Source organism: Thiorhodococcus drewsii AZ1, from assembly GCF_000224065.1.
GTDB classification, from domain to species: Bacteria; Pseudomonadota; Gammaproteobacteria; order Chromatiales; family Chromatiaceae; genus Imhoffiella; species Imhoffiella drewsii.
Map to the genome: position 1 here is coordinate 52,563 of NZ_AFWT01000023.1, position 25,391 is coordinate 77,953.

The window sequence follows — 25,391 nt, forward strand, 5'->3', positions numbered from 1 at the left end:
AGATCGGCCGTGCGTTCGTGCCGTTTGCGGGCCCTCTGCTGCGGGCTGATCGCCGTCGTCTCGGCGGCGTCCGCCGAGACCGGGAGCTGGAGGTACGACGGTCATGTCGAGAGCCGCTATCAGGGGCTGACCCGCCAGGGCATGGAGACGCTCTCGCTGCGCCAGCGTCTGTGGGTCAACCTGAATCGGCAGCAGGCCTCCTGGGAGCTGTTCGCCAAGGCCGGCGTGGATCTCGACCCCGAGCGTCACGACTTCGACGCGACGCTCGAGCCGCGCCTGCACGAGCTGTACCTGAACCTACGCCCGGTGTCCGACCTGCGCCTGAGCGTCGGGCGCAAGCGCATCCTCTGGGGCGTGGCCGACGGGCGCAACACCATGGATCTGATCAATCCCTCGGACAACCGCGACCCGCTCGCCACCGGACGCAGCAGTACCCGTTTGGCCAGCGATCTGGTGGCCCTGGAATGGCTCGGTGCCCAGCAGTCGCTGGAGCTGGTCTGGCTGCCCTGGGCGGCGGTCGACCAGCAGGCCGCCTTCGGCAGCCCCTGGGAGCCCGATGCCGTTCACGCCTTGCGCGAGGCGGACCGGCTCGGCGAGCTGCGCCTGGAAGAGGCCGACGACCCGGACGACTCCGAGTTGGCCCTGCGCTACAGCCACTACGGCCAGGGGCTCGACTGGTATCTGGTCTATTTCGACGGCTATCGCGACGATCCGCTGGTCGAGCGGTTGGGCGAGGGGATGTTGCGCACCGGCTATCGGCGCTATCACGCCTATGGCGCCCAGGTGGCCCTGGGGGTGGGCGATTCGACCCTGCGTCTCGAGCTGGCGCACAAGCCCGATTATCCGATCACGGGCGGCGACGGACGCATGACTCGCACCGCCCGGACGCAGCTGGTCGTCGGCTGGGACTACCAGCTCGATGCCACCGCCTACCTGAATCTGCAGCTCTACGTCGACCGTTTCCACGACGTAGAGGCGGACGACGAGTACGGCGAGGGACAGTACGCGGGCCTGACCCTGGGCCTCAGCGACCGCTATCTCGACGACCAGCTGACCCTGGGAGTGCGCGGCATGGCCGACGTCGTCAGCGGCGAGAGCATGACCGAGATCTACGCCGAGTACAGCCCGGTCGACGACTGGAGCTTCCAACTCGGGCATTACTTCATCGACGGGCCGGCCGACAGCGGGCTGGGCCAATTCGCCGACAACTGGCTGCTGTACGCGCAGCTGACCCACTTTTTCCGCTAGCGGCAGACGCGCGCCCCGGATTCCGGGTCGGTCTGTCCATGCATTACACGGGAGGAACGGATGAACGAGCGACTGAATCACGTCTTGCGGACCGGATGTGCGGTCCTCGGACTCTTGAGCGCCTCGGCGCAGGCGGCACCCGAGTACGAGACGCCGCCGGCGGACGGACGCGAGGTCTCGCGCCGCGTCGAGGCCGTGGATACCAGCCGCGATCGTCGGCAGGTCATCACCATCCTGGTCGAGCGCGACGGCAAGACGCTGAAACGGGTGCTGGAGAGCGACTCGAAACGTTACGACGGGGTCCGCAAGGACCTGATGCGCTTCCAGGCGCCGACCGACGTGCGCGGCGTCAAGTATCTGACCTTCAACTACGAGGATCCGGCCCGGCACGACGACATGTGGGTCTTCATGCCGGCCAACAATCTGCTGCGCCGGATCAGCGGCAACGGGATGCGCGGCGTCTTCATGCGCAGCGATCTCTACAACGAGGACCTGCGCAAGCGCGAGCTCGACGACGACACCCATCGTCTGCTGCGCACCGAGCCCTGTCTCGAGACCCGCTGCTACGTCGTCGAACGGCGTCTCAAGGACGACAGCGAGAGCAACTACGGGCGGCGTCTGGTCTGGGTGCGGGGCGACATCTGGCTCCCGGTCCGGATCGAGTATTACGACAAGCAGGACCGTCTGCTCAAGGTCGACGAATACAGCGGCTTCGAAGAGATCCAGGGGATCTGGATGCGCACCCGAATGGACGTGACCTCCATGCGCCGCGATTCGCACACGACCCTGCTGTTCTCCGACATACGCTTCGATCAGGGGCTGTCCGACGACCTCTTCCTGCAGGCCCGTCTGCGCCGCTAATGCCGCGGGCGCCGTCCGAGATGCGAGGGCCGATAGCCGAAGTGCGACTGGAAGCAGGACGAGAACCAGCCGAGGCTGGAATAGCCGACCGCCTGGGCGGCCTCCTGCACGCCATGGCCCTCCCGCTCGATGAGCCTGCGCGCATGCTCCAGGCGTTGCGCGCGGGCATAGACGCCGATCGTGGAGCCGAAGCGCTGGCGGAATCCGGTCTTGAGATAGCACTCGTTGAGCCCGACGCGGCGCGCCAGCTCCGCGATCGTCGGCGTGGCGGTCAGGTCGGTGTCGAGGATGTCTCGGGCCTCCTCGAGCGCGACCCGCAGGCGGCGCTCGCGCCGTTCCGCCGCCGTGAGCCCCGGCTCGCTGCCGTCGTCGGCGCGCAGCAGGCGGACGAGCAGATCGAGCGCGAGGGACTCGAATTCGAGCCGTTCGCAGAGATCGGCGGTGTCGAGGTGCAGCATGCGTCGAGCGATGAGGCGTGCGGATCGGCCAGTTCCGGGCAGCGCCTCGAAGGTGGGGCCGGATCGTCTCAGAGCCCTGCGCACGCTGGCGTTGATCGACTTGGGGGATTCCTCGCGCAAGCTCTCCAGCAGGCTGTCCGAGACTTCGACCGTGATCGACTGGAGCCTCTCGCCCGGCGGCTGACAGTAGCGCATCGAGGGGAAGTGCCCGGAGTGTATCCAGATGCGGTCGGTGGAGATGCGCTCGCGCAGGCGCAGGTCCCGGATCTCGAGGTCGAAGTGGCCCGCGAGCAGAAGGCCCGCCCCGAAGACGGTTTCCGTGTCCTGATAGCTTCCGGTGTGTGCCTGCTCCAGCCGATAGTCGCCGCGACCGATCAGGAGCCCGTTGGCGAAGCAGAGATGTTCGAGCTGTCCTCCACCGTTCGCCAGTCTCAGCCGTTCGTGTCGATGCACCCCGGTGTGGGGGCGTGGCGGCTCCTCCTCCTGGGACACCAGAGCGTCCAGGGAGGTGGATCGATACTGATCCAGGATCGAGTGCGCCGCTTCCGTCATCGTTCGAATCCCTATTATTGGTCGCTCAGAAGAGATAGCTGACGCCGAGGCCGAGCGTGCGGTCGCGGCTGGGCATGCCGATATTGATCCCCGGGGCCAGGTAGTAGCCGTAGAGGTCGTAGCGCTCGTCGAGCAGATTGTCGGCCCAGAAATAGACCTCGGCGTCGCCGACCAGCAGGCCCAGGTGCAGGTCGATCTTGTGATAGGCGTCGAGGTCGAAGTGGTTCTGCGGATCGGCGGGACGCGAGCCGTTGTAGCGGTAGTCGATATGGGCGTTGAGCACCGGTGCCGAGAGCCCCCAGAAATCGTCCAGCGCCCGCTGATAACTGGCGTTGAGCAGGCCGCTCCAGCGCGGCACGTCCGGCACCTGATTGCCGGATTCGACGTCGCCGCCCTGCACCCCGGTGGCGTCGCTGGTGATGGTGGCGTCGATGTAGCTCAGTCCGCCCGAGAGCGAGAGTCCGCCGCCGACGCGCCAGGTACCTTGCAGCTCGGCGCCCAGGCTCTCGGTGTCGGCGTTGACCGCCTGGGTGGCCATGGTCGCGATCTCGTAGCCGAGCAGATGGTCGTCGGCGACGCTGTTGAAGAAGAGCGCGCCGCTCAGGTCGAAGCGGCCGTCCTCGGACTCGCTCTTGAAGCCGAGCTCGGCGGTGTTCACGACCGCGGCCCGGTAGGGCTCGCTGTCGGCGGCCTTGGTCGCATAGTCGTTGAATCCGCCCGATTTGTAGCCGCGCGACAGGACGCCATAGACATTGGTCGCCGGATTCAGCGCGTAGGAGAGGGCGACGCGGCCGGTGTCGTAGTTGTCGCTGAGCCGGCGGCTGTCAGAGGTCCGATGGCCGCTCGAGTCCCTGTAGGTCGCCCCGTAGCGCTTGCGGTCCCAGGTGTGGCGCCAGCCGCCGGTAACCTTGAAGGCATCGCCGAGCGGATAGGTGACCTCGCCGTAGACGGCGTCGCTGTGGGTGTCGAAGCGGCGGTCCTGGGCGTTGTCGTTGAGGTGATCGATCGAATCCAGGGTGCGTTTCGATCGGGTGACATTGACCCCCATGACCCAGAAGACGGGAGACTCGGGCAGGGACGACCAGCGCAGGTCCTGGTTGAAGGTGTTCTTCTCGGAGATGTCGGTGGCCGGGTACTCGATTCCATAGCCGTAGAGCGCCTGCATGGCCTTGCGCCCGTAAACCTTGTCGATCGAGAGGTCCGAACTGTTGTAGGAGGTGACCGAGGTGATGCGGCTATTCGCGAGGTCGTGCTGGATCTCGAGCGACTGGATGTCGAGCGTCTTCTCGTTGTCGTCGATCGAGCTGCGGGAGACGTCGACGCTCGGGTGATCGTCGTAGGGCATCAGCACGATCTGGGGGATCTGTCCGTCCATCTCCTGATGCTGGACGCTCAGGAAGGCCGAGGTGGAGGGGGCGATCTCCCACAGCAGCGAGCCGCGGAAGGCGAGGTCGCGCTGATAGGTCACGGGATCGCCGGTCTGGTCGTTGTCGACCGGGTTGTCCGAGCCCGAGTTGCGCACCGCGAGCCGGGCCATGAGATTCTCGGAGAGCGCCCCGCCGACGGCGGCCTCTTCGAGATGCTGACCCTCCTGGCCGCCCTCGATGCGGAGGTATCCCTCGCGCTCGCGCGTCGGACGGCGGCTGCGGATATTGATGGCGCCGGCCTCGCTGTTGCGTCCGAACAGGGTCCCTTGCGGCCCTTTCAGGATCTCGACCCGCTCGACGTCGAGCGTCGAGAGCGAGGCGTCGCGACCCGAGAGCGGAACGCCGTCCATATTGATGACCACCGAGCCGTCCTCGGCGTTGACCTGGTAGAGCGAGCCGACGCCGCGGATGCGGATGTTGGCGTCGCTCGCGCCGCCCGATGAATTGACGTCGACGCCCGGCGTCTGTCTCAGGGCGTCCTCGAGCGTGACGAGACGCCGGGTCTCCAACGCCTCGCCGCTCAGGACGCTGACGCTGAAGGGGACCTCCTTGGCCTCTTCCTCGCTGAGCCGTGCCGTCACCGTCACCGACTGCAGTTCCACGGCGGCCTCTTCGTCGGCCCAGGCGAGGCCCGGCATGGTGCTCGCCACAGCCGATGCGATCAGGCTGATAGAGAGCCATCTATGATTCGATTCTTGCATGAGCGAAATTCCCCGCGAATGCTGAAACAGGGCACGCACCGCCCGCCGGACACTGGGTGGGTGTCCGGTGCGAACGTGCGACTGGAAGCTGAAGAGCGTTTCAGCCGCGCTCGGTATCCAAGGCGGCGACATGGACGATCCAGGGCATGGCCTCGCGCAGGCCCGGGATGCTGGCTATCAGTGGGGGCAGTGACCAGGGGAAGATGCGGAATCGGCGATAGGGCATCATCCGGAGGCATCCGATACGAGGGCTCCATGACCGCAGCAGTGGCTCCAGCTCGCTGTGGCCGACGCCCCAGGGCATCTCGGGGGCCCGGTAGTGCCGGGTTTTCTGGAGCCCGGACATGGTCTTGCGCGAAAACCAGGGCGGGATGACGTCGAACATCAGCTCGACGTCGGGGAAACGGTCCAGGATCGCGGTCAGGAGGCGTTTGACCTCGGCCTCCTCGAAATACATCAAGAGTCCCTGGGCCGTGACGAAGACCGGTCCGCTGGTCTCGACCGCGTCCATCCAGGAGAGATCGAGCGCGCTCTTTGGGACGAAGCGGCAGCGCTCGCTGGGCGCGAGGAAGCGTTCGCGCACCGCGATGGCCTCGGGCACGTCGACGCACAGCCAGCGCACCTGGCCGTCGTCGATGCGCTGGAATTGGGTCTCCAGACCGCAGCCGAGCTCGACGACCGTGCCTCCGGGATGGCGTTTCATCCAGTCGCCGACGACCTCGTCGAACATGACCGAGCGGGTCGCGTGCGATCCGTCCGGGCGCCCGAAGTTGCGCGCGTAGTCGTAGTCGATGCTCGCGTAGATGCGCGCCGCCTCCTGATCGCGGATGAATCCGTCGGGGCGTACGGCCTCGCTCCCGCGATTGTGCAGGGTCCAGAGCATGGTTTCGGGAACGCCGGTCAGTTCGGTCATCGCAGGGCTCGTCATCCAAGGGTTCAGGCGGTCGACTGGAGTGCTCGGTCCATGAAGGAGCCGATCACTCGATGCAGATGCTCATTATTCTTATCTGCGGTAGCCGGCCCTGCTCGGAACGGGAAAATGATCGCTCGGATCGGGAAAAGTCGGCGTCGGCCGGACGCGGATCGGAGCTGCTGAACCGCAAAGGACGCAAAGCGCGCGAAGGTTTTCGATCGATCGCCAGGGAACGCATGCCTTCCCGGAAAGCGAGCCGGGAACACAAGGCAAGCATTCGTGTTCTTTGCGGTTCCGATTCCGAACCTGGAATCAGGCGCTTCGGACGAGGTGGGACGGCAGGCAGCCGAACTGGGAGCGGAAGTTGGACGCGAACCAGCCGAGGTTGGTGAAGCCGACCGCGAAGGCGGCCTCCTGCACGCCGTGCCCCTCGCGCTCGATGAGCCGGCGCGCCTGCTCCAGGCGCCGCTGGCGCGAATAGGCGCCGATCGTGGTCCCGAAGCGATCGCGGAAGCCGGCCTTGAGGTAGCACTCGTTGAGTCCGACGCGGCGTCCGAGCTCGGTGATCGTCGGCGGCGAGGCCCATTCGGCGTCGAGGATGTCGCGGGCCTCGTCGAGCGCGACGCGCAGCCGGCGCTCGCGCCGCTCGGCCGGGGTGAGATCGGCCGAGGCGCCGTCCTCGACCCGAAGCAATGCGGCCAGCATATCCAGTGCCAAGGATTCGAATTGAAGGCGTCCGCAGAGGCTGGAGGTGTTGACCTGCAGCATTCGCCTGCCGATTGCACGCAACGCCCGGTGCGTCCCGGGCAAGGGACGGAGCAGGGGAGCCGAGTGCGTCAGCGCCGCGCGAATACCCGGATTGAGCGCCTTCGGCGCCTCCTCGCGCCAGCCCTCCAGCAGTGCGGCGGGGACATCGATCGAGACCCCGCAGCAGTGCTGATCGGCCGGCTGCGCATAGCGCAAGGAACCGATGTGTCCGGATCGAATCCAGGTCTGACTCCCGGAGATCCGTTCATGGAAGTCGAGATCCGGGACCTCGAGATCGAAGGATCCTCCGAGCATCAGGCTGGCCCCGAAGAAGGTTTCCATCCCCCGATAGGTCGCCGAATGCCCGCGGCCGAGCCGATAGTCGCCGCGCCCGGCGAGAAGTCCGTTCGAGAACAGCAGGTGCTCCATGTAGCCCTTGCCGTCGACGACCTTCAGCAGCATGTGGCGCTGCAGTCCCGCCTGGCCGTCCGGCGGACCCTCGGATCGGAAGAGCGCGTCTTCCAGGAGGGATGCGCGATATTGATCCAGTATCGAGGTCGCCGTATTTTCCATCGATTTGGTGTGTAATATTTCAGCAAATAAGAATCATTATCTGTAATGGGTTCGTCGTTTGTCATCCTTCCTTCGGTTTTTTTTGCAACCTCTTGTTTCAAATAATCCTGTTTATCGATCATCGCGTCGGCACCGCCTCTCAGCCGAACCGGCCCGGCAGGGCCATGATCGGGTCTCAATCTTCCGGTATTCCAGTCCGCACTTCCGATGGATCGGTGCTGAACTGTGCCGCCGGCCTATCTGCGCAAGCACAAGCGACAATGGCGGTGAATCCGGCTCACGAGGGCGTCGGTCTGGTCCGAGTCCTGGGCGCGGATTCCGAGCGACCGGGCCCATCCGGATCCTGGCATAATTCATAGGGTCATTAGGCGGAGCCATGCTGCATGGCGGCGCTTCCTGTCAGAGTGCATCCCGAGGGTCCCCATGGGTCGGGTCCGTGTCCATCGCGGGCCGAGGCACCTCTGTCTTCGGCCGATGTGCGCCAACAAGACCGGTACGATCGAATGAATCCAGCTGTCGAACAGAACGCTGTCATCAAGGACACCCTGCCTGCGAGCCAGGCGATCGAAGCGCTCTACAACCGTATCACCGGAGATGAGGATGCGCGGGTCTGCAAGGATATTCCCGAGAATGCCTGCAACGACCAGCCGCACAATTTCTTCGCCTACCTGGGGGCCAACCTGTTCTCCAAGGTCGCGGACGAGATCGCCAGCGCCAAGCTCGTGATCCCCTGGCTCTTCGGTGCCTTGGGCGTGCCGGCGACCTTCACCGCATTGCTGGTGCCGATTCGGGAGGCCGGGGTGCTGGTGCCGCAGCTGGCCGTGGCCGCCTCGGTGCGGCGCCTGGCGGTTCGCAAGGGTGTCTGGCTGCTGGGCGCCCTGCTGTCGGCCCTGAGTCTTTTCGGCATGGCCTTCGTCGCCATGACGCTCGACGGCATCGCGGCGGGGGCTGGGATCCTGCTGATGCTGGTGGTCTTCAGCCTGTCGCGCGGTCTCTGCTCGGTCTCCGCCAAGGACGTGCTCGGCAAGACGGTGTCCAAGAGCCGCCGAGGCGCGCTCATGGGCTGGAGCGCGAGTCTGGCCGGTCTCGCCGTGCTCGGGATCGGTCTCGGGCTCGGCACCATGGATCTCCAAGGGGGCGGTCTGCGCGTCTTCGCCGGTCTGCTGGCCGCCGCAGGTCTGATGTGGATCCTCGCCGCGCTGCTGTTCGCAACGATCCGCGAGCAGCCGGGGGCGACGGAAGGGGGCGGGAATGCGCTCGCCCTGGCCCTCGTGCAGCTGAGGCTCGTCCGTGACGATCTCCCGTTCCGGCGCTTCATGATCGCCAGGAGTCTGCTGCTGTCGGTGGCGCTCGCTTCGCCCTTCTACGTGCTCTTCGCGCAGCAGGAGGCCGACGCCGGGCTGCTGGGGCTCGGGGGCCTGATCGTCGCCAACGGGCTGGCCGCGAGTCTGTCCTCTCCCTTCTGGGGCTATCTCGGGGATCGCTCGAGCCGTGTGGTCATGGCCAGTGCCGCGGCGGGCGCCGGCCTGCTCGGTCTCTTCACCTTCGCCGCGGCGGCATTCGGCTGGACCCTGGCGACCAGCGAGCTCGGACTCGCGGCGATTTTCCTCGTCCTCAACGTCATGCACGGCGGCGTGCGGCTTGGGCGCAAGCTGTATCTCGTCGACATGTCGACGGGCGAGAACCGCGCAGCATACGTGGCCGTCTCCAATACACTGATCGGGGTCCTGATGCTGGCGGGAGGTCTGATCGGGCTGATCGGGGAATGGCTCGGGAGCGCGGCGACCATCCTGGTGCTCGGGCTGCTGTCGCTGATGGCGGCCTTCTATGCGCTGAGCTTGCCCGACGTCAGCGAATAACGTTAAGGGATTGGTGAGCGGAGGCGGCCCTCTCCGAGGATCGGGCCGATCCGACATGAGGGCCATGGCTAGCGCAGACTGAAGCTGATCGGCACGGTGATGGTCACGCGGTTCTTGCCGAGGGCGGCCGGAATGGGTGGCATGGGCGAGGCGCGCTTCAGCATGGCCTCGACCTCCCGATCGAGCGACGTGTGACCGGAGCCCGAGACGATCCGGTGTGAGAGCAGTCGGCCCTGGCGGTCGATGGTGAAGGTCACGCGCACGGTGCCTTGCTGCTGGCGTCGGCGTGCCTGAGCCGGGTAGCGCTTGTGACGCGCGAGCCAGCTCGCGAGGGTGCCGTAATAGCTGCGCCGCGCACTGGCCGCACCGGAGCCCTTTGCGCCGCCGCCCCGTCCGGATCCCTGGTTGCCTGGGGCGGCCGAGCGGCGTTCCGACCGCGCGTTCGTCTCTGTTCCTCGGCTGCGCGAGGCCGAGTCCGCCGTATTGGAACGCTTGCGACTGGACTTGGCCGCTACGGCGGGTTTCGGCGGAATATTGGCCCGGGGTGCCTTGGTGCTCCGCTTGGGCGGGGGCCGACGGGCCTTGACCGGCGGCTTTTTCGTCTCGAGCGGCGTCTGGGCCTTGGGCACGGGTACGGGTTTCGAGACGGGCGGCTCGAGTGGGCGTGCCTTGATGGTCTCCGTCGGTGCCTTCAGGGGGGCGAGTGCCGGGCCGACGGGTACGAGCGGGGCGAGGGCTGGCGTTCGAGCCGGGGGCGAATCCGGCGCCTGGCCTCCGGCGGCCGAGCCCGAGCCCCCTCCATTCGGTTTCAACACTACCATTTGAATCCGTTGGAGCGGCTCGGATGCCGGCTTCGGCCGGGATTGCGGCGGAAGCATCAGCAGCAAGGATCCGTGAGCCGTTCCGGCGAGGGCAAGCGCGATCAGCCAGTGACGCGCGCGGATCTCCATCAGTTCCGACCGATCGTCATGGGGTGCGGGATGACGACTATGTCGATCAGCGGGGTCAGGCTGATCGGGATGCGGCGGCGCGGTGCGCGCCACTCAAGCCGCATGGCCGACCTGCAGCCGATCGGCCGAGTCGGTCTCGCGCACGGGCTCGGGCTCCGCCATGACCAGATCGCGCGTGAAGACCTGAGTCACGGCGTCTTCCATCTGATGTCCGCAGCGCTCGACGCGACGTTCCAGCCAGGTGTGTGCCAGCACCACCGGAATGGCGACGGTCAGGCCGACGGCGGTGGTGAGCAGCGCCTGCCAGATGCCGCCTGAGAGAATGGCGGGATCCACCTGGGAGCCGGCCGACTCGAGCCGTCGGAATGCCTCGATCATCCCCAGCACCGTGCCGAGCAGACCCAGGAGCGGACTTAGGGTGCCGATGACCTCGAGCGCGCGCAGATAGCCGCGCAGCCGTTCCAGCTCCTGGGTCGCGAGCCGCACCAGCTCCTCCCGCAGCAGGGACTGATCGGCCCCGGGCCGGCGGCATCCCTCGAGCGCGGCATGGGTCACGCGCGAGACGGGATCCCTCTGTCCGGTCACGGCGGCCAGCGCCGTGCGCGCGTCGTGCCGGCGCCAGTGCTCGATGGCCGCTCGGGCGGGGCCAAGCGAGCCCAGCCGCAGCCGCTGGAACTGCCAGAGCTTGAGGATGACGATGGCCAAGGCCACGACGGACAGGAGTCCCAGGACCATGACCACGGGGCCGCCGGCGTCGAGGACGGCGTCCAGGCGCTGCGGAAGCTCGGCGAGGGGCCCGAGCCAGTCCGTCTCCACCGCGGGTGCGGTGGACGGATCGGCGGATCCTGCACTGGAGGGTGCCGCTCCATCCGCAGCCGGGACCCCGAGCGGAGTATCGGGGCCGTCCTCTCGGCTGGATTCCGGTGGAGCGGCATAGGTGCTGACCTCGGTCATGGACATGGGCTCCTCTTGCATCCGTCTGAGCGCGAGACTGGAATCAGGGGTTCAGGGCGGTCGCTCGGCCCTCGGTTTCCGGCGGGCCGAGCGCCGCGCGCTACCAGTCGAGGCTCATGCTGAGCCAGTAGGTCCGAGGCCAGGAGACGGCATAGTTGTTCGTCCCGTATCCGCTCCACACCGATTGCGAATACCACTCGTCGAAGAGATTCTTGACCTCCGCGCCGAGCCGCAGCTTGCGCGCGTCGCCGCCGCCGAGCGGGCGCTCGTACGGGCGCTCGTAGAAGAGTCCCAGATCGACCACGTCATACCCGTCGTAGCGCTCGGTGTTCTCGTCGTCGATGTAATACTTGCCGACGTGCCGCCATTTGATCTTGCCGCCGATACCCTGCGGCGAGCGGTATTCGGCCGAGAGGTTGGAGACGCGATCCGGGACGCCGGAGATCTCCTTGCCCTCGAGCCCTGGGGCGTTGCTGGAGCGGATCTCGGAGTCGATCAGGGCGATGTCGCCCGAGAGGGTCAGACCCTCGAGCGGACGCCACAGCAGGGCGGCCTCGACACCGGTGCGTCGGGTCTCGCCCAGGTTCTTGTAGAGCCCCGAGCCGACCGGGTATTCCTGGATCTCGTCGCTGGTGTCGAGGATGAAGAGGGCCACGTCAGCCGACAGGGCTTCGATCGGGTCGTAGCTCAGACCGATCTCGTATTGCCGGATCACCTCGGGCGAGACGTCGAGGTCGGTCTGATATTTGGCCTCGCCGTCCGGGAGCGAGAAACCCTCACTGAAGCTGGCGCGCAGATCCAGCCCATCCATCAGGAGGCTGCGGAAGCCGAGCTTGGGGCTCCAGTGGTCGTAGTCGTTCATGTCGCTGTCGAACGGCTCGCCGCCCGGGTCTCGGTTGTCGTAGCTGCCGCCGAAGCTGTCGTAGCGAAGACCCAGCGTGGGTCGGAAATAGCGCGACAGCTCCCATTCGCCCTGGGCGAAGACGGAGAAGGTCGTGATGTTGAAGGTGCGGTCCTCGGTCTTGTCGAGCCGCACCCGGTTGGAGGTGTCCCAGCGCAGCCAGTCGGTGTCCTCGTCGTAGTATTCGAGACCCAGGATGGCCGTGAGCGGCTTGTCCGCGAGTTGGGAGTCCAGGTTTAGGCTGGCGCCTGTGCCCCAGACGCTGCGGTCGTAGTTGCGCTCGGTCTGTCCGCCTGGGTCGTAACCGAACTTGGCGAAGCGGGTGAAGTCCTGCTGGGTCCCGTAGACCCAGTAGAGGAGCCGCAGCTCCTCGCTCAGCGAGAGCCCCAGATCGAGACGTTCGCTGTAGAAGCTCTTCTCGCCGCCGTCGTCCTCGGCGTTGGGCGCCTGATCGGTGGATTCGGCGTCGAAGAGGCTTTTGGGGATGTAGCCTGGGGCGTCCCAGTCGGACTGGTGCGCCCGCAGGCTCAGCGCCAGATCCAGGCGCTCGTTCAGATCCCAGGTGAAGCGGGTCGAGGCGTTGATGCGCGACCACTGGGAGTTGTCCTGGAAGCCTTGGGTGCTGGCGCCCTGGATCGCCGTGTTGTTGTAGAGTCCCTCGGCCAGGGAGAGCCCGAAGGCGCCCTGGGCGTCCCAGGTGTCGAATGAGCCGTAGGTCAGTTTGGCCTTGGCGTACTCGCCGCGCTGGCGGGTATGGAAGGCCAGCGAGCCGGCGCGCGCGAAATTGCCGTAGAGGACGGAGGAGGGGCCCTTGAACACCTCCAGCTCCTCGATCTCGAGCGGGATGAGAACATTGACGTCCGCATAGCCGTCGGCATGCGACTCGCCCTCGTTGAGGGGGATGCCGTCGACATAGACGGCGACGTCGCCGCCGTGGGCGCCGCCCGTGAAGCCGCGCATCTTGATGACGTTGGCCACGCCGCCCATGTTGTAGTTGCCGATCTCGACCCCCGGCACCTCCTCCAGCACCTCCTCGATGCGCACGGCCGTCATCTCTTCGAACCGCTCCGCCTCCACCCGGTTTACCGTCGCCGGGATATCGTTGCGGTGCAGGGCCTCGCCCTTGACCATGATGGTGCCCAGCTCGATCGCCTCGTCACCGTCGGCGAGCACCTCGGCAACCAGGGTGCCCGGCAAGGCCAATGCGCACAGCAGTGCGGATCCTCTCAGATGCCCGTTCATGGCCGTGCCCCCGCTTTAGGACGGGCGACCCGCGTCAGCAGATAGGCGCGGAGGTTCTCGCGATCGACCCCGGAGGCCGGTGGTGCGTCGCGCTCGACGCGGGCGTAGACCAGCCAGGGTCCGGGCCGGTCCAGGACGATCTCGGTCTCGCCCTCGGCGTTCGTGGCGGTGCTCGCCGCCGACTCCCGTTCCTCGCTCTCGAAGCCCTGGTGGATGGCATGGACCTCCGCGTCGGCGACCGGCCGGCCGTGCAGGAGTACCCGAACCGCAAGCCGGTCGCCCGCGCTCAGGGTCGTCGGATTGGCCAGGGGAACCAGCTCGATCTCGTGCCCCAGGACCGCGTCCCAGCCGTCGCTCGGCTGTCCGACGGTCACGAAGGTCTTGATCGACTTGAGATAGCGGGTGGTGACGACGGCGTCCGGGACCTCCGTCTTCTGCCCGGGTGCATAGCCGGTCTTGGTACGGCTCCAGAACTGGGGCCGAGTCGAGACGGCGCCCAGCATGTAGGTGCCTTCGCCGAGCATGGCGGCGGACAGGGTGGCGCGGCTCGCATTCAGCTGCTGGTAGGCGAGGGCGATCTCGCGTCCGTCCGGAAGCCGCTCGAAGGCCCGAAAGCCCGTGACGTCAGGGACCGATTCGTCCACGAAATAGCTATGCCCGGAGGTAAAGCGCGCCTCCAGCAACGTGCCGGGCGCCGGATCGAAGGTGCCGGGCATGATCCAGTAGTCGTGGGCCTGTGAGGCGATCGGCAGCAATGCCAGCGAGGCGGTCAAGGCGGCCGCTGCCATCTTGGGTCTCAACATCCATCCACTCCTTCGTCGGTTCTCGTTATTGTCGATTGATGCCGCGAGGGAATTCCAAGCCTATGGCAAGGAAGCGAAATATCGGCTAGCGAGCGATGCCTCGATCGCATCCCGATCCAGGGTGGTCCGGTCTTCCCGCACGTGCTGGTGTTATTTATTTATTTTTCTTCTTACTGGCGGGTGGGTAAGGTACAACAGCTCCGACTGCCGTTTCAATCGCGTCTGGCGGATTCGGTTTCATCTGTTCGCGCGCGTCTGACCCCCGGATTGGATCGCAGGGCCATGGTGCGTCCGATCCAGGCGCATCAACGCTGAGTGCTCGGGGGTTCCGGCGGGATCCGGAGCCAACTTTGGATGCGTGGAAAGTACACTCCAATACCGGAACTTCTCCCGCGACGGGTATCGATTGATAATCATCAATTGATAATGATTATCGAAATCAATACTATTTTGCGCCTAATCTATCCGTCTCTGGCCAGCACGCATGCTGGCGTGATCGGGAACGAACATCGATTGAGGAGTTGATCCACTGTTATGAACAAGCGATTGCTGAATGGGCTGCTCGGCGCTCTGGTGCTGTTGCCGCTGCTGCTGAGCGGGTGCGGCGACTCGGCCTCGGAGGAGGACGGCCAGACGTCCAAAATCGGCGTGCTGCTGGTCAATCACGGTTCGCACTCCAAGGGCTGGCGCGACATGCTGGTCGATGTCGAGCACTCGGTGCGCGATCGCATCATGTCCGACGGACAGATCGCCGATGTGCGTACCGCCTTCATGGAGTACACCGAACCCTCGATCAGCACCCAGATGCGCGCCTTCGACGAGGCCGGGTTCGACGAAGTCATCGTGGTGCCGCTGTTCCTCACCGTCAGCTCGCATTCGCTCGACGACATCCCGACCATCCTCGGCATGAAGGCCGACCCCAGGGTGATGGCCAAACTCGCCGAAGAAAAGGTCGAGCTCTATCGCCCCAAGGCGCGGGTAACCCTGACCCCGATGCTCGACTTCTCTTCGCTGCTCAAGAAGAACCTGCTGCGTCGATCGCAGGAGCTGGCCGGGGAGACCGCCGATACCGGCGTGGTGCTGGTCGCCTATGGCGATGCCCGCTACAACCAGCAGTGGGAGGCCCTGGTCGGAGACATCGGTCGCTATCTCAAGCTCAAGGCCGGAATCGACACCGTCGCCTATGCCTGGTGCGGACATCTGGTCGACTACTCTCCCGAGCCGACCCTGCGCGCCATTCAGCAGGTGCTGGACCTTGAGGACCGGGCGGCGGTGCTGCCGGTACTGGTGGCGGTCGATCCGGCCTTTCAGGGCGACATCATTGGCGCTGCGGTCGAGCAGAGCCCCGACTCCAGCCGGGTGCTCTATGCCGGCGACGCCATCCTGCCCGATCCGGGACTCAACGACTGGGTGGTCGAGATCGTGAGGAAGACCCTCAATGGTGGAGCTTGATCGATTCGGTCGACGCCGGGTCGTTGCGACCCTGCTGCTTGCCGCTATCGTGGCCGTGCTGTGGGCACGTAGCGAGCCGGCCGGGACCGGCCCAGGCCCCGCCTTCCGCATCGATCCCATCGATCCAGCGCATTCGGTGCCTCGGCTGATCGGTCAGGCGACTGAGGTGTCCGGGGTAACGACGGGGTTCGGCGTGATGGCCGACAGCGTCTCCACCGAGGGACACGGCTATGCGTTGCTCGGCGCCGCCGAACCGCAGGAACTGAGTTCGTTCGGTCTGGTCGGCGGAGATGACGCGGTGCAACGCCGGCCGGACGAGGTGCTCGCCGAACTGGCCGCTCGGGCCGAGGCCGGCGATCCGGACGGCTGTAGCGCGATGGCGCAGGCCACCGAGACCCTGCCGATAGCCGAGCGGCGCGACCGGGCCGGTCGCTTCTGCGGGCTGTATCTCGACAATTTCGGGCTCGACAGTCGGGTGCGCGGGTTCGCCGGTCCGCTGCGTATTGGTGTCTATTTCGATGCCGATGGCCAGGTGCGCCAACTGGTGCACCTGGAGTCGCGCGAGACACCGAGCTATCTGCGGCGGGTCGCTTCAGCAGGCTTCTACGAGCGGGCGCGGGCCGTCGAGCTAGCGCCCGAGCTGCAGCGCATCGATGCGGTGAGCGGTGCGACCATGACCTCGCAAGCGCTGGCGCGGGCACTCGACGAACTGGTCGTCAGCGCCGGGCCGGCGCTCGACGTTTACCTTGACCAGGCAGCGCAGGGTTTCGCGCTTGAGGCGCCGCTCTCCGAGCGCTGGAAGTGGCAGCTCGCACTGATCGTGGCGATGTTCGCGCTGGTTTGGCAGCGGCGCTGGCGTCTGAATCGCTTCGGGCTGACCCTGCTCGGGGTCGCCAGTCTGCTGACGCTCGGTTTTCTGTTCAATCTCAGCTTCACCTATCTCAACCTGCTGCACCCGTTGCTCGGGGTCTCGGTCTCGGCCCTGGTGGCCTGCTATGGCGTGCTGGTGCTGCTTGGTGCGATCTGGGACGACAACACCTATTGCCGTCACATCTGTCCATTCGGTCAGGCACAGCGGTTGGTCGCCCGTCTCGACCGGCGCTCGCGCTGGCGGCGCTGGCCGCTCGACAACCGTCTCATGTCTCGGCTGCGATTGGTGCTGGCACTGGTATTGATCGGCGGCGTGACCTATGGCGTCGAGCGCTGGAGCGGCTTCGAGCTGTTCCCCGAGCTGTTCGGACTGGATATCAGCTCGATCTGGTTCCTGGTCGCGCTCTTCCTGGTGCTGCGGCTCTCGGCCTGGGTGCCGATGGTGTGGTGCCGGCTGCTCTGTCCGACCGGGGCCGTGCTCGATCTGGTCGCCCGCGCAGTCCGACCGGGGTCGTGTCGGACCTCGGTGTGCGTTGCGGGGCCTCAGCCTCCGCTCGGCACGCTCAAAACTTCCTGAACCAACTCCGACGCTCGCCAGCCCTCCGCCAGTCGCGTCCTCATTAGAATTGAGGTGATCCATCATGTCCCAACCCGCATTGCTTCCGGGGCTGTCCGGTTGCTGCGCGCTGGTCGCGTTGTCTCAGCCGCTGGGAGCCGATACCGTTTTACCCGCCATCTCGGTGGTCGCCACCGGCACCGAACGTGCGGTCGACACCTTGCCCGATGCGGTCAGCGTGGTCGATCGCGCGCAGCTCGATCGTGACCAGCCGAGCACGATCGGTGAGGTGCTCGAAACCCTCCCCAACGTCGGACTCGGTGGCGGTCCGCGTCCCAGCGGGCAGCAGATCACCATTCGCGGTATCGATGACACGCGGATCCTCTACCTGATCGACGGGGTGCGTCAGAATTTCTCGCGCTCCCACAGTGCTCGGGTGTTCATCGAACCCGAGCTGCTTGAACGCTTGGATGTGTTGCGTGGACCTGCCTCGGCGCTGTGGGGCAGCGGTGCGCTCGGTGGCGTCATCGCTTTGCAGACGCGCGATGCGACCGATTTGCTGCGTCCGGGGCAAGCCGTCGGCGGATTGGTCAAGACCGGCTATCAGGACGTCAACGAGGAATGGCTCGGCTCGGCTGCGCTCTATGGAGCCACCGAAGGCGGGTTCGACTATCTGTTCAACCTCGCCTATCGCGATGCCGGAGACGTCGCGCTCGGTGACGGCAGCGACCTCGATCACTCCGCTTACGAGCGCTTCTCGGGGCTCGGCAAACTGAACTGGACCCCCGATGGCGTCAACCACTTCGGCGTCTCGCTGATGGGCGGCAAACTCTCTGGCGAGGTGCCGTCCAACGCCCAGATCGCCGCCACCGACGAAGATCTGGTCGATCGTGATATCGAGCAGCAAAACCTCGCGCTGCGCTATCGTTACGCGGCGCCCGACCAACCCTGGTTCAACCCTGCGCTGATGCTCTATCGCAACCTTACGGACATCGACGAGCAGCGCCTGCACGACGGGCGTAGCGACGAGACCCAGATCGAGACCTTCGGGATCGACCTGCGCAACCACATGCGTCTGGATGGTGGAGATCGGTTCGCCCAGGTGCTGAGCTATGGGGTCGAATGGCACCGCGACAGCGTCGAGGCCAGACGCAATGGTGCGGCGCGTCCGAGCTATCCGGACGGGGAGGGCGAGGTGCTCGGGTTCTATCTCCAGGACGAGATCATGATCGGCAGCCGCTGGACCCTGATCCCCGGAGTACGCTGGGACCGCTACACCCGCGAGAGCGACGATCCGACGATGGACGAACACGACGACAGCGCCTTCTCGGCCAAGATCGGAGCCGACGTGGCGGTGACCGACTGGCTGTCGCTGCAGGCGAGCTACAACGAGGCCTTCCGCGCGCCCGACGTCACCGAACTCTATGTCTCCGGCACCCACTTCAGCTGTGGGCCGGGTTGTCGCAACCTGTTCGTTCCCAATCCGGATCTCGAACCTGAAAAGGCGCACAACAAGGAGATCGGTTTCCGGTTGCACCAAGAGGATCTGTTCGCCTCCGGTGACCGTGCCCGCTTCCAGGCACGCCTTTTCCGTAACGATGTCGACGACTTCATCGATCAGATCGTGAACTTCACCTTCCGGCCGGTTCCGGGGAATCCGGGGCTGGGCGGTGTGAGTTCATTCCGCAACGTCGCCTCGGCCAAGCTCGAAGGCTTCGAGCTGGAGGCCGGCTACGATGCCGGACGCTGGTTCGCCAATGCCTTCTATGCCCAGACCCGGGGCGAGGACAAGTCGACCGGCGAGCCGCTTGCGAGCGTGCAGCCAGATACCTGGCAGCTCGAAGCCGGGCTGCGACTGCCCGAGCAGCAGGTCGAGCTGGGTTGGCGCGCGCGCTTCGTCGCCGAGCAGGATCGCGTGCCCGCCGATGGTACGCCTGCTGACGCTTACGATCTCCACGACCTGTGGCTGAGCTGGCAGCCGTACCGCGATCTCACCCTCGACTTCGGCATCGATAACCTGTTCGACGAGGACTATCTGCCGTATCTTTCCGCGCTCAAGGGGCCGGGGCGCAACCTCAAGGTGACGGTGAGCTACAGGTTCTGATGCGGCGTCTCCCGCCCCACCGCGACCGGGGTCGCGGCGGGGCGGGCATCGGGCTGGCGCGCTGGGGCAGTGCGCTCACCTCGGCCCTGTTCGTAGGGATGTTTTGGTCGATGCGACCCATGCTGGTTGTAGTGAACCAGCTAGCTGCGGATCATCCGGCCGTGGCGTTCGCGCGGATGAAGACTTCTCGGACGGTACGAAGTTTGCTTTGTTGGCTTTCAAAGCAGGTCGCACGGGGCGATACAGGCCGGATGGCTCGGCACTATAACCCCGTTTGCGATCCCCGAACCGTCGCGCCGGGACCTTGCACAACCGATCGGTCAGTGGCTTGGTGGCGTCAATTCCAAACGAGAGGTCACGCAAGAGATGTCGAGCAGGAATCCCGATTCCTCCGAAGTCAGCCCAGCACTCGATGCGTTTGCGGTCCGACGGATGTTCTGGCTTCCGCTCTGGATATCGGTCGGCGTGGTGCTGGCGGCCCTGATCGGGATGCTTTTCGTCTCTTGGCACAGTTTGGAGCGTTTGGCGCCGATCCAGTCGCACCTTGAGCATATCGAGCGGATCCAGAGCGTTGGGCTGAGCATGGAGCAGACCCTGCTCAAGGGGTTGCGTGGGGCGCCGGTCGCGCGCTCGGAGCTGGTCGAACTCCGCGATCAGGTCCAAGAAATTGCACGCCTTGAGGGGGCGCTACACCCAGAGACCCTGATGCGGTTGAAGCGCGTCGGGACGCAGCTCGGCGATGCGCAGGCACGAACGGTCGACGTCCTGTTCGAGGCGCTCGCCGAGATCCGTCAGGTACTCGATGGTGAGCGTCAGCGCCATGACTGGCTGCTGAGCCAGATCGGACGGGACGCGTCGACAGAGATCAAATTGACGCTCCTGCTATTGCTGACCGGTCCCTTCGTGTTCGGCGTCACCTTTCTGTTCATTCGCTCGCGCGCCAGGCTGCCGCTGCGTGCCATGGAGGATCTGCTGGCCCGCCTCGCGCGAAAGGACTACCGCCCCGTCCCCGAGTCGCTGATCGGCAACATCGATAAGGCCGCGCACCCCGCCTTTAACAGCTATAACGAGCTGGTCGCACGCCTGCAGGCGCTGGAGGCCGACCATCGCGACCGCGAGCAGACGCTGGAGCAGGAGGTGCGCCAAGCCACCGGAGCGCTGCTTGCCCAGAGCCGCGAGCTACGCCGAGCCGAGCGGCTGGCCGCTGTCGGTGCCGTCTCCGCCGGGTTCGCGCACGAGTTGCGCAATCCGCTCGCCGGCATTCAGATGGCCTGCGGCAAGCTGCATCGGGTGTTGGCCGATACCGAGCACGCGGCCCGTATTGCTGCCGTCATCGACGAACTCAAGCGTATCAATCATCTGCTCACCAGCCAGGTGGATGCGGCGCGCCATCTGCCGGAGCCGCTCGAAGAGGTCGCTGTCGGTCAACTCGTCAACGAGCTGCTGACGCTGCTGCGCTACCAGATCCCGGAGCGGATCGTGACCGATGCCCAGATCCCGAGCGATTTGCGCTGTCTCCTGCCCGCCGCCGGTCTGCGCCAGGCCTTGCTCAATCTGGTCCTCAACGCCGTGCAGGCGATGCCGGGCGAGGGCTGCATCCAGGTCGTCGCGCGCCTGGAAAACGGCGGTCTGGTTGTCAGCGTCATCGATTCGGGCCCCGGATTTCCCGAGGATCTGCTGCGCGCCGGCATTCGTCCCTTTGCCACCGGACGCCAGGGCGGCACCGGATTGGGGCTCGCCATGGTTCGCCGCTTCGTGCGTGACCAGGATGGCGATCTCCATCTCGCCAACCAGACGCCCCACGGTGCCGCCGTCACACTGCGTCTGCCTTGCCGACCCCACGAGTCCACTGGAGCGACGTCCCATGTCTGAAACCCTGCTGGTCATCGAGGACGAGCGCCTGCTGGGCGCCGAGCTGTGCGCCGAGCTGGCATCGAGCGGCTGGGATGCCGTGCAGGCCTTCGATCTGGCCGAGGCGGAGCGTTTTCTGTTCGAGCGCAATCTGGAGCCGCTGGTCGTGCTCTCGGACATGAATCTGCCCGATGGCAATGCTCTCGACCTGCTGGAAAAGGTCCGCAAACGCGGGATCGGAGGGGAGTGGATCTTCTTGACCGCCTACGGCGGTATCCCCGAGTCCGTGCGTGCGCTCAAGCTCGGCGCCTTCGATTTCCTCGAGAAGCCCTGCGAGCTGGAGCGGCTGCAAATCGTCGTCGCGGGCGCCGCGCGCAGCGCGCAGGCGCAACGCCGTCTGAGCGATGAAGAGCGCCAACGCGGTAACCGCTATGGGCCGGAGGCCTTCATCGGCCGCAGCCAGGCCGCAGCCGATGCCCGCGACATGCTCGACCGTTTGTCCAAGGTGCCTTTCTCGGGTCTGCTCATCACCGGCGAGACCGGCACCGGCAAGGGATTGATGGCACGCATTATCCATAACGTCGGGCCACGCGCCTCCGGTCCGCTGATCGAGGTCAACTGCGCCGCCCTGCCCAGAGAGCTGATGGAGGCCGAGCTGTTCGGACACGAGGCGGGCGCCTTCACCGGGGCCAAGGGCCGGCGGCGCGGACTCATCGAACAGGCCAATGGCGGCACCTTGTTCCTTGACGAGCTCGGCGAACTTGAGCTGGACCTCCAGGCCAAGCTGCTCAAGGCGATTGAGGACCATCGCATCCGCCGTGTCGGTGGCGAGCGCGAGCTGGAGATCGATCTCCAGATCATCGCCGCAACCAATCAAGAGCTGCAGAAGCGAGTCGCCGACGGCGCCTTCCGCGCCGATCTCTACCATCGTCTCGCCGTCTTCCGGCTCGAAGTCCCCGCGCTGCGCGATCGTAAAGAGGACCTCGAAGACCTGCTGCCCGTCTTCATCAAGGAGTTCAACGCCCGCTCCGGGCAGCGGGTCGAGACCGTTCCGCCATCGGTCTGGAGCCGACTCGCCGCTTACGACTGGCCCGGCAACGTGCGCGAGCTGAGAAACCTGGTCGAGCGCTGTGTGCTCCTCGCGGACGGCCCCGTGTTCCCCGAGCGCTGGCTGTACCTGGGCGAGTCCGAATCCGAAGGTCGGTCAGGGGCGGTGGTCCAGGACGAGGACCGTCTCTGTCTACCCTTGGACGGCACGCTCAGTCTGGACGATATGGAGTGCGCCATCCTCGCCGAGGTGCTGCGGCGCAACGCCGAGAACGTCAGCCAGACCTCGCGCGTGCTTGGCACGACGCGGGAGAAGCTGCGGTATCGGGTGCAGAAATATGGGTTGAAGACGAGTGACTGACGGCCTCGGCTCGACGCGCCAGTGCCGCGTTGCCGCTGCTCGTCGTGGGGCCGCCACGACGCGTCTCGGCGCCTTGCCCTGACGCGCAACGGGTATCTTTCCTTGATCTCAATAGGAGGTAAGCAAGATGGCAACGATGGAACGATTGGAACTGGCCGCTCAAAGCAGCCAGCTCGTGAAAGACGTGAGACATCTGGTCGAGAAGTACCGATCGATCTTCGCGTGGGACGTGCCCGAACTGGATCAGGAGCTCTCGGACACCATGATTCTGACCGCGATCCGCCAGGCATTGGACGCCGTCGAGGAGGACTTGCGCCGCCGTGCGGCTGAATCTTGAGCCACCTGCGGTAGCGCGAAAGTCTCCATCGAGTGCGGGATAAGACGACCATGACCTGCGCCAAGCGATTTGGCGTTGCGCACGGCTGCGAGGTCGATCCGAGCCGGGTCGGTGGCTGCTTTCAGGGGGTGCCATGAATTCCACGCAGGCGTTGCCGGAGCTGCTCCGGCGCATTCCTGTGCACGCAACGCTCGCCTCGACAACTCGCAAACACGTAAGCTTGGACCAGCACCTCATGCCGATCAGGAGCGCGTCATGTCCGCCACGGTCCACATCCAGGATGACTCCATTGCGCTGTTGGCCGACTGCATCCCGATCGGATCGCGCCGGCCACTGAGCAAGGACGCGTGTGTTCAGCTCGCGGGCTTCGCGCGTCGCTATACCCTGCTCGAGCACCATCGCGACCCTCGGGCCGCACTGGCTCTCGGTCAGGAGCTCTACCGTTGGCTCGATGGCGAGCAGCAGGGGCTCAGCCGCCTGCTCGAAGGCAACGTGGGCACCCTGCTGCTGACCCTGCACTGTCCAAGCCGCCACCCCACTGCAGCCGAATGGGCGGCACTCCAGGCCCCCTGGGAGCTGCTCGCCAACGCCGAGGGTCACCTAGCGGCGGATCCGCTCCTGCAGTTCGCCCTGGTCCGTCGCCTCGGCCCGATCCAGACCGCGCCGGCACCTGACGACTACCGCCTCGCCCTGGCCTTCATGGCCGCTGCCCCCGATGGCGTCTCCGAGCTCGATTACGAGGCCGAGGAGGCGGCCATTCTCTCTGCGGTGGGAAACACCCAACTCGATCTGCTGGTCGAGGAAAGCGGCGAGGCGCAGACGCTCGGTCGGCGCCTCGCCGAAGCGGGCGGACTGCCGGTCCTGCACCTGTCTTGCCATGGCCATGCGGCCTGGCGGGTGCAGCAGGACGCCACGCCGCAGCCCATCCTGTTGCTCGAGGATGATGCGGGCGCTGCCCACCCGACCTTGGCGCCCGAGCTGCTGCGCGCGCTGCGGCCCGCCTTGCCGCGACTGCTTTTCCTGTCGGCCTGCTCGAGCGCGGCGGCACCGTCCCAGGCAGCGGCGACGGGAGGACTGCCTCCGGCAGCGGACCACAAGGCCGCCGACGGGGGATCCGGCAGCTCGGCACCACCGAGCCCCGCGCACTCACTCACCAGCGCCCTCATCGAGGCGGGATTGCCGGCCATCATCGGTTGGGACGGTCCGGTGGCCGACAGCGCCGCGACCCAGTTCGCCGCCGAGCTCTATGCCCGGCTCGCCTGCGGCGAAGGTCTGGCCCTTGCCGTCGCCGAGGCCCGTCGCCGTCTGCTGGAGTCGGAGTCCGACAGCCTTCGCCGCGACTGGCACCTCGCGCGGCTCTGGCTCGGTCCCGAGGGCGATGAGGCCGCCCCCCTGGTCGCCGGCACCCGTGCGCGTTCGCTGCTCCCGGCCGACTATGTACCCGGAGAACTGCTGGGCAAAAAGGATCTGCTCGGCAATGCCGTCCCGGTCGCCTCGCATGCACTCTTCGTCGGGCGTCGCCGCGAGCTGCAGCGCGCGCTGCGCGACCTGAAAGGCCAGCATCATGCGGGTGTGCTCATCACTGGCATGGGCCGCCTTGGCAAGTCGAGCCTGGCGGCGCGCCTGGCCAACCGCTGCCGCGACGACCTGGCCCTCGCTGTGCTCCACGGGCGCTTCGGTCTAGAGGACCTGCTCGAACGCCTGGACGACACCCTGGCACCCTATCCGGCGGCGCGCGAGCTGATCCGCCAGGGCCAGACTCAGGTGCGGGCGGCCAGAGCGCGCGGTGAGGACGCCGCCCTGCAGGCGCTCGGCGATCTCCTGACCGACCTCCTGTCCGGCCCCTGCCGCCAGCGCGACGCGTCCGGACCGGCGCTTCTGCTCGTGCTCGACGACTTCGAGCAGCTGCTCGATGAGCATGCCGGGGTGCGGACGGTGCAGTCCCGCTCGGTCGGACTCATCACCACCCTGATGCGCGCCTTCGATCCGCTGCGCACCACCAGCCGGTTGCTCGTCACCAGCCGCTTCCCCTTCCGCCTCGGCCCGCCCGGGGCCGATCCTGCCGAACGGCTTGCCCGTCTGGAGCTAGCGAGCTTCAACGATACCGCCGAGCGCAAGCTCACCCTGCGGCAGCAGACCCTCGCCCGTTTGCAGACGCTTCCCGATCTGGAGGCCCGCGAGGCGCTGATCCCCCGCGCCCGAGCGGCCGCGCGCGGCAATCCTGGGCTGCTCGATCTGCTGAGCGCCCGGCTCCTGCTCAATCCCAAGGTACCCCTAGCCAAGGCCACCGCCGCGCTCGAGCAGATGGAGTCCTATCTCGCGGGCGGCGACCTGCCCACGAGCGAGGTGCTGCGCGCGCAGCTCGAGGCGATCGCGGTGCAGAGCCTGCTCGACCTGGCCGGCTCGGACGGGCGCGCCCTGCTGCGTGCCTTGACGCTCTTCGCACTGCCGGTCCCGAGCGCGATCGCCACGGGCCTCGCCACCGAGCTCGGGGGCGACCTTGAGGTGCTGCGCGATCTGGCGCTCCTCGAGCCGGGGGCCGACCCGGTCCTGCCCGGCGAGACCGGCGTGCGCCTCAGTCCGCTCGCCGCTGCGCGGCTTGAGCCGCTCACGGACACCGAGGC

Annotated in this window: 18 protein-coding genes; 10 read left to right on the forward strand and 8 right to left on the reverse strand. The window is 66.3% G+C overall.

The genetic code is table 11. The features are described from left to right. Positions 1-9: 9 nt before the first annotated feature. Positions 10-1,248 carry a hypothetical protein gene (locus THIDRDRAFT_RS15455; RefSeq protein WP_139058763.1) on the forward strand — a complete coding sequence of 413 codons (1,239 nt, stop codon included), beginning with the start codon at positions 10-12 and terminating at the stop codon, positions 1,246-1,248. Positions 1,249-1,308: 60 nt separating this feature from the next. Then, positions 1,309-2,109 (forward strand): outer membrane lipoprotein-sorting protein, encoded by an 801-nt coding sequence (locus THIDRDRAFT_RS15460; RefSeq protein WP_007041812.1) that lies wholly within the window; start codon positions 1,309-1,311, stop codon positions 2,107-2,109. Here THIDRDRAFT_RS15460 and THIDRDRAFT_RS23935 read toward each other — a convergent pair. The 4 genes from THIDRDRAFT_RS23935 to THIDRDRAFT_RS23940 all read right to left on the reverse strand — a co-directional run bounded on the left by THIDRDRAFT_RS23935 (position 2,106) and on the right by THIDRDRAFT_RS23940 (position 7,480). Continuing rightward, the gene (locus THIDRDRAFT_RS23935; RefSeq protein WP_007041813.1) at positions 2,106-3,119 is read right to left on the reverse strand and encodes a helix-turn-helix transcriptional regulator; all 1,014 of its coding nucleotides are present in this window, start codon (positions 3,117-3,119) and stop codon (positions 2,106-2,108) included. The two genes, THIDRDRAFT_RS15460 and THIDRDRAFT_RS23935, sit on opposite strands and share 4 nt — an antisense overlap. 25 nt (positions 3,120-3,144) lie before the next feature. Continuing rightward, positions 3,145-5,247 (reverse strand): TonB-dependent receptor, encoded by a 2,103-nt coding sequence (locus THIDRDRAFT_RS15470; RefSeq protein ID WP_007041814.1) that lies wholly within the window; start codon positions 5,245-5,247, stop codon positions 3,145-3,147. 100 nt (positions 5,248-5,347) lie between these two features. Next, positions 5,348-6,160, reverse strand: coding sequence for a class I SAM-dependent methyltransferase (locus THIDRDRAFT_RS15475; protein WP_007041815.1), 813 nt, complete (start codon positions 6,158-6,160; stop codon positions 5,348-5,350). A 312-nt stretch (positions 6,161-6,472) separates the two neighbouring features. Then, entirely contained in the window at positions 6,473-7,480 is a 1,008-nt protein-coding gene (locus tag THIDRDRAFT_RS23940; RefSeq protein ID WP_007041816.1) for a helix-turn-helix transcriptional regulator, read from the reverse strand. Between the two features lie 503 nt (positions 7,481-7,983). Between THIDRDRAFT_RS23940 and THIDRDRAFT_RS15485 the strand changes: the two genes are divergently transcribed. Continuing rightward, positions 7,984-9,339 (forward strand): MFS transporter, encoded by a 1,356-nt coding sequence (locus tag THIDRDRAFT_RS15485; protein WP_245535861.1) that lies wholly within the window; start codon positions 7,984-7,986, stop codon positions 9,337-9,339. A 68-nt stretch (positions 9,340-9,407) separates the two neighbouring features. Here the strand turns inward: THIDRDRAFT_RS15485 and THIDRDRAFT_RS15490 are convergent, their stop codons facing one another. From THIDRDRAFT_RS15490 to THIDRDRAFT_RS23945, 4 genes are all read right to left on the reverse strand, one after another. After that, positions 9,408-10,289, reverse strand: a complete 882-nt coding sequence (locus THIDRDRAFT_RS15490; protein WP_007041818.1) for an energy transducer TonB — start codon at positions 10,287-10,289, stop codon at positions 9,408-9,410. A 93-nt stretch (positions 10,290-10,382) separates the two neighbouring features. Beyond that, the gene (locus tag THIDRDRAFT_RS15495) at positions 10,383-11,243 is read right to left on the reverse strand and encodes a MotA/TolQ/ExbB proton channel family protein (RefSeq protein WP_007041820.1); all 861 of its coding nucleotides are present in this window, start codon (positions 11,241-11,243) and stop codon (positions 10,383-10,385) included. Between the two features lie 100 nt (positions 11,244-11,343). Next, entirely contained in the window at positions 11,344-13,386 is a 2,043-nt protein-coding gene (locus THIDRDRAFT_RS15500) for a TonB-dependent receptor (RefSeq protein WP_007041821.1), read from the reverse strand. After that, the gene (locus THIDRDRAFT_RS23945) at positions 13,383-14,189 is read right to left on the reverse strand and encodes a DUF4198 domain-containing protein (protein ID WP_007041822.1); all 807 of its coding nucleotides are present in this window, start codon (positions 14,187-14,189) and stop codon (positions 13,383-13,385) included. The genes THIDRDRAFT_RS15500 and THIDRDRAFT_RS23945 overlap by 4 nt, the downstream gene beginning before the upstream one ends. A gap of 534 nt (positions 14,190-14,723) precedes the next feature. On the opposite strand from THIDRDRAFT_RS23945, the gene THIDRDRAFT_RS15510 reads away from it, so the two are divergent. From THIDRDRAFT_RS15510 to THIDRDRAFT_RS15540, 7 genes are all read left to right on the forward strand, one after another. After that, a complete protein-coding gene (locus tag THIDRDRAFT_RS15510) occupies positions 14,724-15,641 on the forward strand; it encodes a sirohydrochlorin chelatase (RefSeq protein ID WP_007041823.1) in 918 nt (305 codons plus the stop codon). Further along, positions 15,628-17,088: an FMN-binding protein gene (locus THIDRDRAFT_RS15515; protein ID WP_007041824.1), complete on the forward strand. Its 1,461-nt coding sequence runs from the start codon at positions 15,628-15,630 to the stop codon at positions 17,086-17,088. The genes THIDRDRAFT_RS15510 and THIDRDRAFT_RS15515 overlap by 14 nt, the downstream gene beginning before the upstream one ends. Positions 17,089-17,152: 64 nt before the next feature. Further along, positions 17,153-19,171: a TonB-dependent hemoglobin/transferrin/lactoferrin family receptor gene (locus THIDRDRAFT_RS15520; RefSeq protein WP_007041825.1), complete on the forward strand. Its 2,019-nt coding sequence runs from the start codon at positions 17,153-17,155 to the stop codon at positions 19,169-19,171. Positions 19,172-19,537: 366 nt separating this feature from the next. After that, positions 19,538-21,043, forward strand: coding sequence for an ATP-binding protein (locus THIDRDRAFT_RS15525; RefSeq protein WP_007041826.1), 1,506 nt, complete (start codon positions 19,538-19,540; stop codon positions 21,041-21,043). Further along, positions 21,036-22,430, forward strand: coding sequence for a sigma-54-dependent transcriptional regulator (locus THIDRDRAFT_RS15530; RefSeq protein ID WP_007041827.1), 1,395 nt, complete (start codon positions 21,036-21,038; stop codon positions 22,428-22,430). Before THIDRDRAFT_RS15525 ends, THIDRDRAFT_RS15530 begins: the two co-directional genes overlap by 8 nt. A gap of 127 nt (positions 22,431-22,557) precedes the next feature. Beyond that, positions 22,558-22,767 carry a hypothetical protein gene (locus THIDRDRAFT_RS15535; protein WP_007041828.1) on the forward strand — a complete coding sequence of 70 codons (210 nt, stop codon included), beginning with the start codon at positions 22,558-22,560 and terminating at the stop codon, positions 22,765-22,767. Between the two features lie 255 nt (positions 22,768-23,022). After that, positions 23,023-25,391 (forward strand): CHAT domain-containing protein (locus THIDRDRAFT_RS15540; protein ID WP_007041829.1); only part of this gene is annotated, 2,369 nt, incomplete at its 3' end.

Excerpts from the sequence above, each read along its gene's own strand:
- THIDRDRAFT_RS15520 (WP_007041825.1), top strand. The coding sequence starts at position 17,153 with ATGTCCCAACCCGCATTGCTTCCGGGGCTGTCCGGTTGCTGCGCGCTG.
- THIDRDRAFT_RS23935 (WP_007041813.1), bottom strand. The coding sequence starts at position 3,119 with ATGACGGAAGCGGCGCACTCGATCCTGGATCAGTATCGATCCACCTCC.
- THIDRDRAFT_RS15460 (WP_007041812.1), top strand. The coding sequence starts at position 1,309 with ATGAACGAGCGACTGAATCACGTCTTGCGGACCGGATGTGCGGTCCTC.
- THIDRDRAFT_RS15500 (WP_007041821.1), bottom strand. The coding sequence starts at position 13,386 with ATGAACGGGCATCTGAGAGGATCCGCACTGCTGTGCGCATTGGCCTTG.
- THIDRDRAFT_RS15510 (WP_007041823.1), top strand. The coding sequence starts at position 14,724 with ATGAACAAGCGATTGCTGAATGGGCTGCTCGGCGCTCTGGTGCTGTTG.
- THIDRDRAFT_RS15515 (WP_007041824.1), top strand. The coding sequence starts at position 15,628 with ATGGTGGAGCTTGATCGATTCGGTCGACGCCGGGTCGTTGCGACCCTG.
- THIDRDRAFT_RS15475 (WP_007041815.1), bottom strand. The coding sequence starts at position 6,160 with ATGACCGAACTGACCGGCGTTCCCGAAACCATGCTCTGGACCCTGCAC.
- THIDRDRAFT_RS15495 (WP_007041820.1), bottom strand. The coding sequence starts at position 11,243 with ATGACCGAGGTCAGCACCTATGCCGCTCCACCGGAATCCAGCCGAGAG.
- THIDRDRAFT_RS23940 (WP_007041816.1), bottom strand. The coding sequence starts at position 7,480 with ATGGAAAATACGGCGACCTCGATACTGGATCAATATCGCGCATCCCTC.
- THIDRDRAFT_RS15535 (WP_007041828.1), top strand. The coding sequence starts at position 22,558 with ATGGCAACGATGGAACGATTGGAACTGGCCGCTCAAAGCAGCCAGCTC.
- THIDRDRAFT_RS15490 (WP_007041818.1), bottom strand. The coding sequence starts at position 10,289 with ATGGAGATCCGCGCGCGTCACTGGCTGATCGCGCTTGCCCTCGCCGGA.
- THIDRDRAFT_RS23945 (WP_007041822.1), bottom strand. The coding sequence starts at position 14,189 with ATGTTGAGACCCAAGATGGCAGCGGCCGCCTTGACCGCCTCGCTGGCA.
- THIDRDRAFT_RS15530 (WP_007041827.1), top strand. The coding sequence starts at position 21,036 with ATGTCTGAAACCCTGCTGGTCATCGAGGACGAGCGCCTGCTGGGCGCC.
- THIDRDRAFT_RS15485 (WP_245535861.1), top strand. The coding sequence starts at position 7,984 with ATGAATCCAGCTGTCGAACAGAACGCTGTCATCAAGGACACCCTGCCT.
- THIDRDRAFT_RS15470 (WP_007041814.1), bottom strand. The coding sequence starts at position 5,247 with ATGCAAGAATCGAATCATAGATGGCTCTCTATCAGCCTGATCGCATCG.
- THIDRDRAFT_RS15525 (WP_007041826.1), top strand. The coding sequence starts at position 19,538 with ATGTCGAGCAGGAATCCCGATTCCTCCGAAGTCAGCCCAGCACTCGAT.